Consider the following 15,816-nt stretch of genomic DNA (forward strand, 5'->3'; position numbering starts at 1 on the left):
TACCACTGCATTCCGTTGCTGCGCGTGGGAACGAGAAAGCGCTCGGGTTCTCAGTTTGCAGACCACCGGCGATCGCATCGCCGGTCGAGGTTTGCCAGGTCATTGCGCAGCAGTGTGGGCGACTCCCCGGTGATGTCGCACAGCAATGCGGTTACGGCGTTCCCGTCAACCGTGCCGTGCTCTTGCAGAAGTTGCGCCACGGCGGTGACAGCGGGCCAGTAACAACGCACCAGGCAGCGTGACCGGGCGATTGCCAGGGATTCGGCGTCCAGCAGCTTGCGTGCCGGCAGCAACCTGATCAATTCATGACCCCGGTACCGGTCACCCCGGCCGCTGCCCTGGATGAAAGTGTCGACTTTGCGGTGCCAATAAACGGCTTCGGCCACGGGACCGGCGAAGCAATCGAGCAGGTCACGTTCAATGGAATCGACCATCGAGGGCAGGTATTCGGCAATCCCAGGGGCATCGAGGGCAGGGTGAGGGACAAGGTAATCCGCCTCTACCAACCCTTCCACGTCATGCGGGTTGCCCAGCAGGTCAATCATCGGGCCGCTGCGGGCCGCTGTCCGGCTGCGCACAGTGACACGTTTGATGTATTGACCATTCCACCAGAAGGCCAGGGCGTGGCCAGCTTCGTGGTAGGCCGTAGGAAGCGGGCATTTGTTCATGCTTGACGCTTCTCCTGCGCGATTTCGCGTGAGCTAGCTACCCTTACCATCTGCCAATTGCTTGCGGCTCAGCTAAGAGATTGTGCCTATCAAGGTCCAATACGCCGACTATTGGCTGACTACTTTGCGGGCAACTAGCCTTTATGTAGTGCTATACCGTGTTGTTGACCCTGCAGCTTTTGTCTTTGATTTCTCTCGTCGCTGTTCAGAGCCCGGTCGGGCCGGATAGCTGGATGAACTCAACCGGAAAAGGTAGCTCCCACATGTCAACTGAATCGAAATGCCCGTTCGGTCACGCTGCTGGCGGTGGCACGACGAACCGCGACTGGTGGCCCAACCAACTGAACCTGAAAATCCTGCACCAGCATTCGCCCTTGTCCGATCCCCTGGGCAAAGACTTCGATTATGCCCAGGCCTTCAAGAGCCTGGACTTTCAGGCACTGAAACAGGACCTGCACGCACTGATGACCGACTCCCAGGACTGGTGGCCTGCGGATTTCGGTCACTATGGACCGCTCTTCATTCGCATGGCCTGGCATGCCGCCGGTACCTACCGTACCGGTGACGGGCGAGGTGGTGCCGGTTCCGGTCAACAACGCTTTGCACCGCTCAACAGCTGGCCGGATAACGTCAGCCTCGACAAGGCGCGGCGACTGCTGTGGCCGATCAAGCAAAAGTATGGCCGAAAAATCTCCTGGGCTGATTTGATCGTCCTCACCGGCAACGTCGCGCTGGAATCCATGGGCTTCAAGACCTTTGGTTTTTCCGGAGGTCGTCCGGACGTCTGGGGGCCGGACGAAGATGTCTACTGGGGTTCCGAAAACAAGTGGCTGGGAGGCGACACCCGCTACGGAAAAGACAAGGCACCCATGCAAGAACCCGGCGAAGGTCAACTCGTTGCCGAACCCGGCAATGAGGAGAGCCGCACCGACGAAGGGCGCAACCTGGAAAACCCGCTGGCTGCGGTGCAAATGGGCCTGATCTACGTGAACCCGGAAGGCCCGGAAGGCAATCCGGATCCGGTCGCTGCGGCGAAGGACATCCGCGAGACCTTCGGCCGCATGGCGATGAATGACGAAGAGACCGTGGCACTGATCGCGGGCGGCCACGCCTTCGGCAAGACCCACGGCGCCGGCCCAGCCGACAACGTCGGCGCCGAGCCCGAAGCCGCTGGCCTGGAAGAGCAGGGACTCGGCTGGAGGAACAGCTTCGGCACCGGCAAGGGCGCCGATACCATCACCAGCGGCCTGGAAGTGACCTGGACCACCACACCCACGAAGTGGAGCAACAATTACCTGGAGAACCTGTTCGGCTTCGAGTGGGAACTGACCAAGAGCCCGGCGGGCGCGCAGCAGTGGACACCGAAAAACGGCGCCGGCGCCGGTATCATCCCGGATGCGCACGACCCGTCCAAGCGGCGCAATCCCACCATGCTGACCACGGACCTGTCCCTGCGATTCGACCCGATCTATGAAAAGATCTCGCGGCGCTTCCTGCAGAACCCGGACCAGTTGGCCGACGCGTTCGCCCGCGCCTGGTTCAAGCTGATCCACCGCGACATGGGGCCACTCTCGCGCTACCTCGGCCCGGAAATGCCGAGCGAAGAGCTGTTGTGGCAAGACCCCATCCCGCCGGTCGACCACGCCTTGGTCAACGACAGCGACGTGGCAGCACTCAAGAGCAAGCTGCTGGCCTCGGGCCTGTCGGTCTCGCAACTGGTGTCGACCGCCTGGGCGGCGGCTTCGACCTTCCGCGGCTCCGACAAGCGCGGCGGCGCCAACGGTGGGCGCCTGCGCCTGGCCCCGCAGAAGTTCTGGCAGGCCAACCAGCCTGAGCAACTGGCGAAAGTGCTGGCGACCCTCGAAGGTATTCAGAACGAGTTCAACAGCACTCAGGCTGGCGGCAAGAAAATCTCCCTGGCGGACCTGATCGTGCTGGCCGGTTGCGCTGGCGTCGAACAGGCGGCGAAAAATGCCGGTCACACCGTCACGGTGCCGTTCACGCCAGGGCGAATGGACGCAAGCCAGGAACAGACCGATGTGGAGTCATTCGGGTTTCTTGAGCCCGGCGCCGATGGCTTCCGCAACTACCAGAAGAGCAACTTCCGCCTACCGGCCGAGGCGCTGCTGATCGACAAGGCGCAACTGCTGACACTCACGGCACCGGAAATGACGGCGCTGATCGGCGGCCTGCGCGTGCTCAATACCAATGTCGGGCAAACCAAGCACGGGGTCTTCACCCAGCGGCCAGAGGCGTTGACCAACGACTTCTTCACCAACCTGCTCGATATGGGGGTGGAATGGAAACCGCTCTCGGCCGCCGGAGATACGTTTGAAGGGCGCGATCGCAAAACCGGTGCGGTGAAGTGGACGGGCACCCGCGTCGATCTGGTCTTCGGCTCCAACTCGCAGCTGCGGGCTCTGGCTGAGGTCTACGCCAGTAGCGATGCGCAGGAGCAGTTCGTGAAAGACTTCGTTGCGGCCTGGACCAAGGTGATGAACCTGGACCGTTTCGACCTCAGGTGACGGCAGTGGTCATGCCCTGAGGCCTTCAAGGGGAGCTCCTCGACCTGATCGCTCGGGTCGAGGGGCTCCAGGGAGGCTGGGCAGTCAAGCGCTCATGTGTGAAATCACCCCATTGAGGCCGACCGACAACTGGTGCAGGTCCTCGCTCGCCACTTGCGTTCGCTGCACATTGCCCTCGTTGGTGGTCGCGATGGCGGTGATTTCCGTCAGGTTGCGCGAAATGTCTTCGGCCACCGACGTTTGTTCTTCGGCCGCTGTGGCGATCTGCCGGTTCATGTCGCGAATCGCTTCGACCGCTGCGGTAATGCGCTCCAGCGTCTGGCCTGCCTGGGTGACCTGGTCCACGCTTTGCTGGCTGCGCGACTGACCGCTTTCAATGGCGTTGGCCGCGTCGACAGCGCCGGTCTGCACGGAATTGATGATCTGGTGGATTTCAGCGGTGGAGGCTGCAGTGCGTTGCGCCAGGGTCCGCACTTCGTCGGCCACCACGGCGAACCCGCGACCGGCATCGCCAGCGCGCGCTGCTTCGATGGCGGCATTGAGGGCCAGCAGGTTGGTTTGCTCGGCAATGCCACGGATGACTTCAAGGACCTTGCCGATGCGGCCGCTGTCGCTTTCCAGCTGGCGGATCACTTCGGCGGTATTGCTGATTTCATCGCGCATCGCGGTAATGGAGCGGATGGTCGCGTTCATGACCTGTCCGCCTTCCTGGGAACTGCGATCGGCCTCATCAGCGGCCTCTGCCGCCTGCACCGCGTGACGTGCCACTTCCTGTGCAGTCGCGGACATTTCAGTCATGGCCGTGGCCACCTGATCGGTACGGTCGAACTGTTCGCGGGTGCCTTGCGCCATCAGCGCAGCGATGGATTTCAGTTCGCTGCCAGCCGTGTCCAGATGTCGGGTGCTGGACTTGAGGCGCGTGAAGGTTTCAGCAAGAAAATCCCGCAGGGTGTTGGCTGCCGCCGCCAGGCGTCCCAGTTCATCCTGGCGATCAACGCTGACGCGGTCACGGAAATGGCCCTCGCTCATTTGCGCGACGTAGTCGATGAGCAATCGAATGGGGCCGACGATGTTGCGATTGATCATCCACAGGGCCAACGCCCCGACCAGCAATGCAGAGGCCAGAGTTACCAGGGCGCCCAGGAGGATGGTCTGGTTGGCGGCATCATCGATCAGCGCCGACTGGCTTTCACTCTGCTTGCGTAGACCGGCCACCAGCTCGTTCATCTGCTCACTGGCGGCGCGGTCCACGCCCTGGACCGCCTGATCGCCGGCCACCGGATTGCCACCCGATGCGTTGAAGGCCTCCAGGCCCCTGCGGTAGGCGGCGCCCAGGTTGCGATGCTGATCGCGCAGCCGGTCGATCTTTTCCTTGACCTGCGATTCAATGCCCGCCTGGTTGCTGAGTTGGCCCAGTGCGTCCTGCACACGCCGTTCCTGATCCTCGAACTGGCTCCAGTACTTGTTCAGATCGGCAGGGTTCTTGCCGCGCAACAATACGTTTTTCCATTCCTGCACCTGAACCTTGAATTGCAGGTTGGCCTGGTCGATCAGTTGCGAGGCATGCAACGGGCCTTCCACGAGACCCCGGTAGGCCTGCACGCTATTGGAGAGGAAATGGAAGCAGGCCAGTGCGATCACGAGCACCAGCGCCAGGCTACCGCCAAGCAACGCGAGAATCTGAAATCGCAGGGATTTCGACATAAGACAATCTCACCAAAGGGAATGCGGCCAACGGCCGAACAGGTTTCAATACGCGCCACATCCCTGTGCCGCCGCGCACGATAATGGCGGGGCGGAGACAGCTTGCTTGATCGGCTGGAAAGTATTGTTCTTGAGCGGTTTTCGAGCAGAGACGACGGCCGGTATTGAAGGCGAAATGCTGGCACGTTTATGTGAACATTTGTCGTCGGTCAGCGCATGGTGAGTTCGGCAGCCAGTTCAGCTTGCCTGCGATAGCCGCATCGCGGCCCCAATTTTTATAATCTCAACGCCCAACCCCAGGCAACACCAGGCAGCCACCCAAACCAATCAACGCCATACCAATCACTTTGTGGACCACCCCCTGTTTCTCCAACATCTGCCTACGCAGCACCTCCGCCGAGAAGAACACCGCAACAAAGCTGAACCACGCCCAATGAAAAAACGACATGAACACGCCATAGGAAAAATTGGCCGCCATCGAACTGCCGCCCTGGACCACCTGGCTGTAGGTGGCGACCACAAAAAGCATGGTCTTCGGATTCAACGCGTTGGTCAGAAAACCGGTACTGAACGCCTTCCACAGCGGCGGCACAGGACCGCTGGCACTACCCAGGGTCAACGTGGTGGTGTTCATCAGTGATCTGATGCCCAGGTAGATCAGGTACCCCGCACCCAGCAATTTCATCGCCATGAACAGCGGCGGCGAGTGGGTGATGATCACGGCAATGCCCAGCACCGTATAAAACACGTGGACCTGCACACCACAGGCGATACCCAACGCGGCCATCAGGCCGCTGCGGCGCCCATAGGCGTAGCTATTGCGCGTGACCATGGCAAAGTCGGGGCCAGGACTGATCACCGCCAGAATGGTAACGACGGCAACCGCCAGTAGTTCGTTCATGATTCGGCTCCACAGAAAAAACGTTGTATCAGACGTATTTTTGCGCTACGCCTGATCACGGATGGTTGATGGCGGACTTCCAGCATCACCTCGTATGGAGAGCGCTGGTTATGGCAATGATGGGGATTTGCTGGCGGCTGAAAAAGCGATTTATAGTTGCCAAAATCTGTGAGAAATCATCGTATATATGAGCCTTCCGCCGCTTGCCGCCTTTCGCTTTTTCAACGTCGCTGCACAAACCCAGAGCTTTGTCCGCGCAGCCGAATTGCTGCACGTGACCCACGGCGCCGTCAGCCGTCAGGTGCGCCTGCTGGAAGAGGCAATGGGGGTTGAACTGTTCGAGCGGCGCAACCGGGCCATTTTCCTCAATCACGCCGGGCGTACCCTCTACAACGTCACGGGCCCGATGTTCGAGCAATTGCAAAGCACTGTTTACCGGTTGCAGCAGGAAACGCGTGAAGATGTGCTGGTGTTGTCCTGCGAGCCGACCATCGCCATGAAATGGCTGATCCCGCGCCTGCCGGACTTTCACGAAAAGCACCCGCACTTGCAGGTCCAGTTGCTGGCAGCGGGCGGTCCCATCGACTTCACTCGCTCTGGCGCCGACCTGGCCATCCGCCGCGATGACTTTCACTGGGACGAGTCGGTGCACAGCATGAAGATCTGTGACGAGTGGATCGGCCCCGTTTGCACCGCCGCCACGCGACCGCCCGGTGATCGGCTCGACGGCACGCGCCTGCTGTACAGCAAGACTCGCCCCATGGCGTGGGACAACTGGCTGCGCTTGCAGAATCTATCGGCGCGGGATGCCCTCAAGACCGAGTACGAACATTTCTACTTGTGCGTGCAGGCAGCCGCTGCGGGGCTGGGGATTGCAATGGCGTCGTTCCTGATGGTGCAGGACGAGCGGGCGTCGGGTCAGTTGCTGGCGCCCTGGGGCTTTGTCCGGGATGGCTCGGCGTATTGCCTGTTATCGCCCAGGCCATTTGATGAATGCCCAAAATCCACCACGTTTCAGCAGTGGATTGCCGGGCAGGCGAATCTGAGTATTGAACAGGTTGATCGCCAAGGCTGACGGACCGACCGCTTTCATTCCCCATGGATGTCCATCATTTTTTGCAGCATCGCCACGGCATCTGGAGTGAAGTTGGTCGCTCGCCGGGTGGCCAGGTCCACGTTCACGGCTGTCTGCTCCATCGTGGCGCTGAGATAGCCAGCCTCATCGTGGTACAAATCGACCTTGGTGATGAGTCGTTTCTCATCGAAGCGCAAAGGTGTCAACTCCACACGCAGAGGGTCGCCAGCACGGAGTTCCTTGAGGTAGCGCACGCGAGCGTCCACGGTAAACAGGCCACAATTTTGCGTTGCGGTGTAGCTTTCGCCCATGCCGAATCGCTCGAGAATCTGATGGCCCAGCTCATCCAGGACCGCAACGTAGTGGGCCATGTTCATGTGGCCGTAGAGGTCTATCCATTGTTCTTTGACGAAGGCTTTTTGATGGAACTGGGTGGGGGTGGTCAAGGTGGAGGCTCCTTTTTTGGTATCCAGTCATTATTGACGTGGTGGGGGAGGAGAGTCACTCGTGCGGTCTGGGTTTTTGCGGCGACTTGGGGTTTTACTTCGTAGGGTGGGCCGGATGTATAGGCATATATCTTCCCTCCCGCGTTCTCTGAGAGCGCCGGCCAGCAGTTCCACCTCCTGCAGATGCAGAGTGTTGTAGTCGAAATCGAGAAGTCCAGGCGCGTTGCGACGATCACGACGCGGGGCTCGGTTTTCGCCGTATTCGTGACCAAGCGTTGGCCGGCTACTGTAGACAAGCCAACCGACCACGCGAACAGGGATTACTTAATCCAATCCATATATTTTCCGACACCCCACAGAGTCATAAAAAGCATCGCGAAAACAATCATCGCGTTGCTCGGTATCAATATACGTAATCGTAGGTTACGGGGAAAACTCTTATGATCCTCCGGGTGAAGGCCTCCATCAGCCAGAAATTTTTTAGGGAATGCCAACATCATGGCTATGGCGTTGAGCATCAAAAGGCGGCCCATTGGTCTTCCATCCACCATGGGCTTTCTCAGTTTAATGGCAGAGCTGCGGCTGAGGTGCTTGAGCATTTCATCCATTTTGAAATACGCCATGTAGAGCAACCACCCCATCAATAAAAAGGTCGCTGCTATAAGCGCCAAACCACACCAGAGAAATACTAGCTCTGTGCCGCTTCTCATTTCATCGACTCATAGAGCACTTCGCCGATTACTTCGCCATATTCCCCAGCAGCATTCCCGACGACGGCTGATCCGAGTCCAGCCATCACCAGACCACACGCGAGTCCGCCAACGCCTGTCGTAATCCCTAAGCCTATACAGACCAGCCCGCCTGCCCAGCCCCCTGCGGCACCCCCAGCTATTTCCCCTGCAAATTTTCCGCTCTCGGTAAACTTGATACTGCGGCATTCATCTTCACGGCCAACTCGGCAGGTCTCCAGCACTTTAAAGGCGGAAGCCGACACACCTAGCCCGAAACCAACCCAGCCCCCCATTTCGATGTACTTACTAGCCTTGGCTACACCTTCGATATGAGTGGTATATCCTGGAATGCTGCCTGGCGCCCCAGCTTTGCTCCAATGGTGAACCAAGCTACGGCTGGAAATGCCTAAGGCATGTTTCAGTTTTGGGTGGTCGGGTATCCCGGCACCTTTATGAAGAAGCGGGCCAAGGCTGCTATCCAGTTGTGACATCAATCGATTTCGCTCTGCAAAAAATGCCGGGGTATTCAGCGTGCCGTGTTGTTGGAAGGTTGTTTGATGCAGCTTCTCCAGTTCCATCAACGCTACCTTCACATTTTTGAGATGTTTGGAGAGCATGAGTTCGCCGATACCTATGGCCGTTGAACCCTCGGATAAGAACGTTTCGATTTCGTCACGGTGCCGTGCCATGAAGTCGGCTTCTTGCGCACTGAGTGGTTTGAGGGCGTTATCCACTTTGCTCGCCGCTTCCATCAGCAACGCCTCTTCTCGAGTGCATTGAATGTTGCCCGGATCACTCAGCACGATCATCGAGCCCGCTTTGACGTCGTGCAGATTAGGATTGAGCAACTGAAACTTGTGCATCACCGCCGGGTCGCGCACGGTGAACAACGAGGCTTCGAGCTGTTCCTTAGTCATGCTCTTGGGCACGATGTAGAAACCAGGTTCCTGACGCTCCGCGCTCTTGAATACAACGGGCGCCGGATTGCTCGAAGGCGCGAAACTCGAATGGCGTGGCGCTATCGAGGGGCTGCTTGGGGCTGGGGCAGCCGGTTGAGCGGCTGTTCGGGTGGCCTGCGGTCCAGCGCTTTGGCTCGACTCATAGCTGGCGTTGAAAATTGAAGGGATCAGTTGAGCTTTACAGGGGCAATTGCTGAAGCTATCCAGATGGCCGGCCACGCGCCTGCCGTTACTCGTGATGTATGAAACGCCACCCGCGATCACATAGGTCTTCCCATCTTTTCCGCATGTGACCCGATCACCTTCACGAGCATGGGCGAATCCGAACATCATGACGCGTGAATCCGCTTCCTGAACCGTGCCACCGCAGGTGGTCTTGTCGCCCAGGCGGATGAAATGTCCCTTAGCCATTGGATTTCCCTTTTTATTGAGGTGCGCTTATGAGAGAGCGCACAGGATTCTGATGACGATGGATTGCCCGGACTCGCGCATAAGCGGGAATCGAGCAAAGTGGCGAGTCAGAGAATTACCGAAAGGGAGTCGAGGAGAAGCAGGACATTTCTCAAGCACCGACCAGAAAAGTCGGAAAATTTGGCGTGTCCCTGAGCGGGTGAAGGTCCTGGCTAGACACACTAGCAGTCGTCGGTAGCCATTCTCCGTCACCCGCAGGGGGTGCCAACCTTATGTGTGATGAATTTCCCGATCCTTGGTTTCCGGCAGGAAGAACGTGCCAAGAATCGCCGTCATCACGGCAATGACGATGGGGTACCACAGCCCGTAGTAGATATCGCCCGTGGCCGCCACCATGGCGAACGCCACCGTGGGCAGAAAGCCGCCGAACCAGCCATTGCCGATGTGGTAAGGCAGCGACATCGAGGTGTAGCGGATGCGCGCCGGGAAGAGTTCCACCAGCCAGGCGGCGATCGGGCCGTAGACCATGGTCACGTAGATCACCAGGATGGTCAGGAACAGCAGCACCATCGGGTAGTTGGTCTTGGCCGGGTCGGCCTTCTCGGGGTAGCCGGCTTCCTTGAGGGCGCCGCCGAGGGTGGCGATGAAGGCGTCGTTGCGAGTCTTGAAGTCGGCGGCCGGCATGCCGGTGCCTTCGAAGCTCGGGATCACCTTGTCGCCGATTCGGACCTGCGCGACGGTGCCCGGTTCTGCCTTCTCGTTCTTGTAGGGTATGGCCTTTTTCGCCAGGAGGGTCTTGGCGAGGTCGCAGGAGCTGGTGAATTTGGCCTTGCCCACCGGGTCGAACTGGAACGAGCACTGGGCGGGATCAGCGACCACAGTAACCGGATTCTGCTCCTGCGCGACAAACACGTCGGGGTTACCGTATTGGGTCAGCGCATGGAAGATCGGGAAGTAGGTCAGCGCCGCGAGGATGCAGCCGGCCATGATGATTCCCTTGCGGCCGATGCGGTCGGACAGGCTGCCGAATATGACGAAGAACGGCGTGCCGATCAGCAGCGAGCCGGCAATCAGCAGGTTGGCGGTCTGCGGGTCGATCTTGAGCGTCTGCAGCAGGAAGAACAGCGCATAGAACTGCCCGGTGTACCAGACCACGGCCTGGCCGGCGGTGCCGCCGAGCAGGGCCATGATCACTATCCTGAGGTTGTCCCAGCGGGCGAAGGATTCGGTTAGCGGCGCCTTGCACGACTTGCCTTCGGCCTTCATCTTCACGAACACCGGCGACTCGCTGAGCTGCAGACGGATGTACACCGAGATGATCAGCAGCAGGATCGACAGCAGGAAGGGAATCCGCCAGCCCCAGGCCTCGAAGGCTTCGGTGCCCAGGGCGGTGCGGCAGGTGAGGATCACCAGCAGCGACAGGAACAGCCCAAGGGTTGCAGTGGTTTGAATCCACGAGGTGAAGTAGCCGCGCTTGCCTTTCGGTGCATGTTCGGCCACGTAGGTCGCCGCGCCGCCATATTCACCGCCCAGGGCCAGGCCTTGCAGCAGGCGCAGGGTAATCAGGATGATTGGCGCCGCCACGCCGATGGTCGCGTAGCCGGGCAGAAAGCCCACGACGGCCGTGGAGATACCCATGATCACAATGGTGATCAGGAAGGTGTGCTTGCGCCCGATCATGTCACCCAGCCGGCCGAACACGATGGCGCCGAAGGGGCGTACGGCGAAGCCTGCGGCGAACGCGAGCAGGGCGAAGATGAAGGATGTTGTCTCATTGACGCCGGCGAAGAAATGCTTGGCGATGATCGCGGCGAGCGAGCCGTAAAGGTAGAAGTCGTACCACTCGAACACGGTGCCCAGGGACGAGGCGAAAATGACCTTGCGCTCCTCCCTGGTTATGCCGTGGTGGGGCGCGCTGCCCGTGGATGTACCGTCGATTGCTGCCATGAGTCTTCTCCGTCTTGTTCTTGTTGTAGGCCGGAGTGCCTCACTACCATTGCTGCCCCAGGCCCAAAGGCTGACGGCCTCGCATTGCTGCAAGGTCCCTTGAAGCATAATCACCTTCGCGCAGATATCCACTCGCTATCAGCAAACGGCCGTGTTCAATCGGTCACGATCATCCGGAATCGATCCAAAACTGTCAGCGGCAGACCGACGCATCGCATCGTCCCTGTGGGAGCGGGCTTGCCCGCGATGCGGCCAACGTGGTCCACCTGTTTCACTCAGCAATCTGGCCGGGCAACGAACTGCATACCTGTTAAACCGACTAGCAGTCGCCCCCGACCAGACTCACTTACAAGCTACCGCTTACAACCCAGCTTCAGGCTTGGCTCCGCAGTCCATACCCTCAGCCCCATCCGCCAACGCATCGACAAGCGCTTTCGCCATCTCGATTGAATGCAGCGTCGACCACATCAGGCCTTTCTGGTGAACCCCAGGACAATCACTGGAGGCATACGCCGTATCCACCGCGCATCTGAGCAACAGCGAAGCATGCACCAACGCATCCTCGGCATTGATCCCGCCGCGCACGGCGAACAAGGGTTCATGGCCTGCGTCGCAGGAGCCGAAGGGGGTGGTGACGGTTTTGAGGATGGTGCCGGCGGGTGGTGGATCGGGGACGATTTTTATCATAGCGACGTTCCTTGATTAGTGAAGTCGCCACGTACGTGACCAAACGATGGGTGGCGACTGTACGCAGGTTGGTCAACCGGGAATCAAGGAACCCGGCAGGGCCGAAGCCCTCCCGCGCACAGCCGCCATAAAGCATTGCAGCAGGCACAAAAAAACGCCGGCAAGCTTTTGGAGGCGTTTGTACGCCTTGATTTTCGCAGGTGACCAAACCTGATCGCTGAATTGGCAGCGACGCGGCAAGGTTAGCGTGGTCGTGGGTAAAGGTGCAACTGGTGATTGGATCGTGTGATTGGATTGAGTTCGGCTCTCGTTCCCACGCTCTGCGTGGGAATGCCGTGCCAGACGCTCTGCGTCGACACCCCGAACTCGACGCGGAGCGTCTCTGGATGCATTCCTTTGCTGCGCGTGGGAACGAGGTCTAGCAGCCCCAAATCCAATGGTTATTGTTGAAACCCGCGTGTAAGCGGGATAAAACTCAGAAATTCAGTGTCCTAGGCTGGACCTTTCGCCACGATGCGCAATGCTTACAGCATGGATATCAAAAGGAGGTGCGCATGCTCATCCGGTCTCTGACCCTCGCCACTCTGCTGGTCGCCGCGAGCCCATGGGTAGCCGCCGACAGCGACACGCCCCTGGCCAATGATCGCGGTTCGCGCCCGCTGATCGTCATCGTTCCCAGTAGCGCTGACCCGACCCTGGTCAAATTGAAGAAGGACCTCGAAGAACCGGACAACCGCAAGGCTTTCACCGAGCGCAAGATGGTGTTTTACACGGTCATCAATACCGTGGGCCAACGCGACGGCAAGGACTTGGACCCGCAAACCACCATGGGGTTGATTCGCGAACTCAAGCTGGGGGCGGGCAGCAAGGCCAAGGTGATATTGATTGGCAAGGACGGCGAAAAGAAGCTCGAACAACCCGGGCCCATCGAGGCCAAGGAGATATTCAGCACCATCGATGCATTGCCAGTGGCTGAGCAGGAAGCCACCCGGCCAGCACCACCGCCGCCCGAGGAAACTGCGCCGCCTGCCAATGGCAAAAAGGATAAAAAAGCCAAGCCCGCCAAGCCGGCAGGACCGCCCAAGCCGTTGGATGATTGAGGCAGATTGCCCAACGCGGATTTGTAGCAGCTGCCGCCAGGCTGCGTCCGGGGCCAACACCGAGTTGTCCCAGGACGCAGCCTGGCGGCAGCTGCTACACAAGTAACAATCTGCTATTTACGCGCCTCCAGGATTAGGTTGAAAGGCGTTTCCGTCGCCCGGCGGAACTGTCTGAACCCGGCCTGCATGAACACATCCCGCAGCCGTTTTTCCCCTGCCTGGGCACCCAGGCCAAGACCGACTTCCTGTGACAACGAGTTGGGCGTGCAGATGAAGGTCGAGGCCGCATAGAACAGCCGCCCCACCGGTGTCATGTTCTCGTCGAGCTTGTCGTTGGCGAAGGGTTCCACCAGCAGCACCGAGCCATCGGGCTTGAGCGACTGATAGGCATGCTGGGCCGCTCCGACCGGATCGCCCATGTCGTGCAGGCAATCGAAATAGCAGATCAGGTCGTAGTCGTTGTCGGGGTAATCCTTGGCCGAGTACTTGGCGAAGCGGGCGCGGTCCGACACGCCGCCTTCCTTCGCACGCTGGTTCGCGACTTCGATGGAGGGGGCGTGGTAGTCGAAACCGACGAAGTTCGACTTCGGGAAGGCCTGGGCCATGATCACTGTCGAGGCGCCATGCCCACAGCCGACATCCGCCACCTTGGCACCCGCTTTCAACTTGTCGACCACGCCCTCCAGCGCAGGGAGCCATTCGGCAACCAGGTGGCCGCGGTAACCCGGCCTGAAGAAGCGCTCGGTGCCGCTGAACATGCACGGATGGTGATCGCCCCAGGCCAGGGCGCCATCGCCGCGCATGGCGCGAACCAGTTTGTCCTTGTCATGGTACAGCGCCGCCACTACCACGGCGCCACCGGCCACATAGACTGGCGAGTCTTCGATGGCCAACGCCATGGCCTGTTCTTCCGGCAGGCGAAACTCACCGTCGCGGTGCTCCATATAGCCGGAAGCGGCGTGGGCGCTGAGCCACTCGCGCACAAGGCGTGCATTGCAGCCGGTCTTGCTGGCGAGGGCTTCGGGGGTGACCGGCTGGCTGTCGGCCATGGCCTTGTACAGGCCGAGTTCTTCACCGAGGATGATGTTGGCGATCATCGCCGCACCCCCCATGTCGGTCACCAGCTTGCCCATGAAGTCATTGAGTTTGGCTTCGTCCATTTGCGTGTCCTCCCGATAAGAAGGCCACTGACCGAACCGGTTCGAACGCAGGCCCGGCCATGGCGATTTGCCCGCAAGGGGCGCTGATTAAGTGTAGTCGCTGGGGCCTTGCACCCCGGGTCAGTCGTCTCGCGGCTCCAGCACGGCCAGCAGTTCTGACAGGCGGGCGTCGAGTTCTGTCAGCTCCGCAGCCTGGATGGGGCTGAGGATTCGGGCTTCGTTCGCGACATGTGCCGTCACCGCCCGATCGATCAGTTCCAGGCCTGCCGGTGTCAATTGCACCAGCATGCTGCGCGCATCCCTGGGGTTGGGCGTGCGGCTCACCCGGCCGGCAAGCTCCAACTGCTGCAGTTGGCGGGTCATGGTGCCGGAGGTGATCATCAAGGCCGAGAACAGGGCCGTCGGGGCCATGCAATAGGGCGCGCCGGAGCGCCGTAATGTGGCCAGTACATCGAACTCCCAGGCGGTCAGGCCGAAGGCCGAGAAGACGATATCCAGTTCACGCTGCAACAACGCCGCGCTGCGCTTGATGCGGCCGATGGTGCCCATGGGGGTCACGTCCAGGTCGGGTCGCTCACGGCGCCATTGTTCAAGAATCGCGTCGACCGCGTCCCGCTGTTGTATAGGCAAATTCTTCTCCATTTATCTTGAATTCAAGATAAGTGCTGGCTAAGCTCTGATTTTATCTTGAACTCAAGGTAATTGCATGGACAACTCGAACGCTCGCCCGGTCTGGCTGGATGCCTTGGCCACCGCATTGGCCCCCGCGATCTGGGGCTCGACCTACATTGTCACCACCCAGGTGCTGCCGCCGGGCCTGCCGTTTACGGCCGCGTTGCTGCGGACCCTGCCGGCGGGGATTTTGCTGGTGCTGTTCAGCCGCCACCTGCCCAGGCGGGCCGAATGGGGGCGTCTCATGGTGCTGGCGGCGCTGAACATCGGCTTCTTTCAGGCACTGTTGTTCGTCGCGGCGTATCGCTTGCCCGGTGGCCTGGCGGCGGTGGTCGGTGCCATCCAGCCACTGTTGGTGATGGGGTTGGTGTGGTCGCTGGATCGGCATCGACCGGCATCGCTGGCCGTGTGGGCTAGCGTGTTGGGCGTGGCCGGAATGGCCGCACTGTTGCTGTCGCCGGGGGCCGTGTGGGACCCGATCGGTATCGCCGCGGCCTTTGCCGGTACCGCCTGCATGGCCACCGGCACTTACCTGACCCGGCGCTGGCGGCCGGCGGTGCCCTTGCTGGCCTTGACCGGTTGGCAGTTGCTCGTGGGCGGGCTGTTGCTGCTGCCTGTGGCCTGGGTGGTTGATCCGCCGCTGCCGGCGCTGAGTTTCTCGCAGATGCTGGGGTACGCCTACCTTTCGATCTTTGGCGCGTTGCTGGCGTATATGTTGTGGTTTCGCGGGATTGCGCGGCTGTCACCGGTGGCGGTGTCTTCGCTGGGGTTGTTGAGCCCGTTGGTGGCGGTTGTGCTGGGGTGGGGGCTGTTGGGGCAGAGCATGACGG

General features: G+C 60.2%; 14 protein-coding genes and 1 pseudogene. 4 read left to right on the top strand and 11 right to left on the bottom strand.

Going from position 1 to position 15,816, the window contains the following annotated elements; genetic code table 11:
* Positions 1–50: 50 nt before the first annotated feature.
* The gene (locus F2S13_RS26115) at positions 51–668 is read right to left on the bottom strand and encodes a hypothetical protein (RefSeq protein ID WP_166366359.1); all 618 of its coding nucleotides are present in this window, start codon (positions 666–668) and stop codon (positions 51–53) included.
* Between the two features lie 263 nt (positions 669–931).
* On the opposite strand from F2S13_RS26115, the gene katG reads away from it, so the two are divergent.
* Complete coding sequence (gene katG, locus F2S13_RS26120) at positions 932–3,193, top strand: catalase/peroxidase HPI (protein WP_246238008.1); 2,262 nt, start codon at positions 932–934, stop codon at positions 3,191–3,193.
* An 84-nt stretch (positions 3,194–3,277) separates the two neighbouring features.
* Here katG and F2S13_RS29915 read toward each other — a convergent pair whose 3' ends face one another.
* From F2S13_RS29915 to F2S13_RS26130, 3 genes and pseudogenes are all read right to left on the bottom strand, one after another.
* A complete protein-coding gene (locus F2S13_RS29915; RefSeq protein ID WP_425500249.1) occupies positions 3,278–4,222 on the bottom strand; it encodes a methyl-accepting chemotaxis protein in 945 nt (314 codons plus the stop codon).
* A pseudogene (locus tag F2S13_RS29920) lies at positions 4,211–4,897 on the bottom strand (methyl-accepting chemotaxis protein); the annotation flags it as partial. The pseudogene F2S13_RS29920 and the gene F2S13_RS29915, both read right to left, overlap by 12 nt.
* 283 nt (positions 4,898–5,180) lie before the next feature.
* The gene (locus F2S13_RS26130) at positions 5,181–5,798 is read right to left on the bottom strand and encodes a LysE family translocator (RefSeq protein WP_166366365.1); all 618 of its coding nucleotides are present in this window, start codon (positions 5,796–5,798) and stop codon (positions 5,181–5,183) included.
* Between the two features lie 187 nt (positions 5,799–5,985).
* Between F2S13_RS26130 and F2S13_RS26135 the strand changes: the two genes are divergently transcribed.
* Positions 5,986–6,873 (top strand): LysR substrate-binding domain-containing protein, encoded by an 888-nt coding sequence (locus F2S13_RS26135; protein ID WP_166366367.1) that lies wholly within the window; start codon positions 5,986–5,988, stop codon positions 6,871–6,873.
* A 14-nt stretch (positions 6,874–6,887) separates the two neighbouring features.
* Here F2S13_RS26135 and F2S13_RS26140 read toward each other — a convergent pair whose 3' ends face one another.
* From F2S13_RS26140 to F2S13_RS26160, 5 genes are all read right to left on the bottom strand, one after another.
* Positions 6,888–7,319: an acyl-CoA thioesterase gene (locus F2S13_RS26140; protein ID WP_166366369.1), complete on the bottom strand. Its 432-nt coding sequence runs from the start codon at positions 7,317–7,319 to the stop codon at positions 6,888–6,890.
* A 320-nt stretch (positions 7,320–7,639) separates the two neighbouring features.
* Complete coding sequence (locus tag F2S13_RS26145) at positions 7,640–8,029, bottom strand: hypothetical protein (protein ID WP_166366371.1); 390 nt, start codon at positions 8,027–8,029, stop codon at positions 7,640–7,642.
* Entirely contained in the window at positions 8,026–9,420 is a 1,395-nt protein-coding gene (locus tag F2S13_RS26150) for a PAAR domain-containing protein (protein ID WP_166366373.1), read from the bottom strand. The genes F2S13_RS26145 and F2S13_RS26150 overlap by 4 nt, the downstream gene beginning before the upstream one ends.
* A gap of 270 nt (positions 9,421–9,690) precedes the next feature.
* On the bottom strand, positions 9,691–11,367 hold the full coding sequence (locus F2S13_RS26155) for an MFS transporter (RefSeq protein ID WP_166366375.1): 1,677 nt from the start codon (positions 11,365–11,367) through the stop codon (positions 9,691–9,693).
* Between the two features lie 360 nt (positions 11,368–11,727).
* Positions 11,728–12,054 (bottom strand): DUF3077 domain-containing protein, encoded by a 327-nt coding sequence (locus F2S13_RS26160; RefSeq protein ID WP_166366377.1) that lies wholly within the window; start codon positions 12,052–12,054, stop codon positions 11,728–11,730.
* Positions 12,055–12,608: 554 nt separating this feature from the next.
* On the opposite strand from F2S13_RS26160, the gene F2S13_RS26165 reads away from it, so the two are divergent.
* Positions 12,609–13,154 carry a DUF4174 domain-containing protein gene (locus F2S13_RS26165; RefSeq protein ID WP_166366379.1) on the top strand — a complete coding sequence of 182 codons (546 nt, stop codon included), beginning with the start codon at positions 12,609–12,611 and terminating at the stop codon, positions 13,152–13,154.
* Between the two features lie 113 nt (positions 13,155–13,267).
* Here the strand turns inward: F2S13_RS26165 and F2S13_RS26170 are convergent, their stop codons facing one another.
* Entirely contained in the window at positions 13,268–14,314 is a 1,047-nt protein-coding gene (locus tag F2S13_RS26170; RefSeq protein WP_166366381.1) for a class I SAM-dependent methyltransferase, read from the bottom strand.
* Between the two features lie 120 nt (positions 14,315–14,434).
* Positions 14,435–14,944: a MarR family winged helix-turn-helix transcriptional regulator gene (locus F2S13_RS26175; RefSeq protein WP_246238009.1), complete on the bottom strand. Its 510-nt coding sequence runs from the start codon at positions 14,942–14,944 to the stop codon at positions 14,435–14,437.
* 76 nt (positions 14,945–15,020) lie between these two features.
* Here F2S13_RS26175 and F2S13_RS26180 point away from each other — a divergent pair.
* A partial coding sequence (locus F2S13_RS26180) for an EamA family transporter (protein WP_166366385.1) occupies positions 15,021–15,816 on the top strand: 796 nt, incomplete at its 3' end.

Source organism: Pseudomonas akapageensis, from assembly GCF_011355085.1.
Lineage (GTDB): Bacteria > Pseudomonadota > Gammaproteobacteria > Pseudomonadales > Pseudomonadaceae > Aquipseudomonas > Aquipseudomonas akapageensis.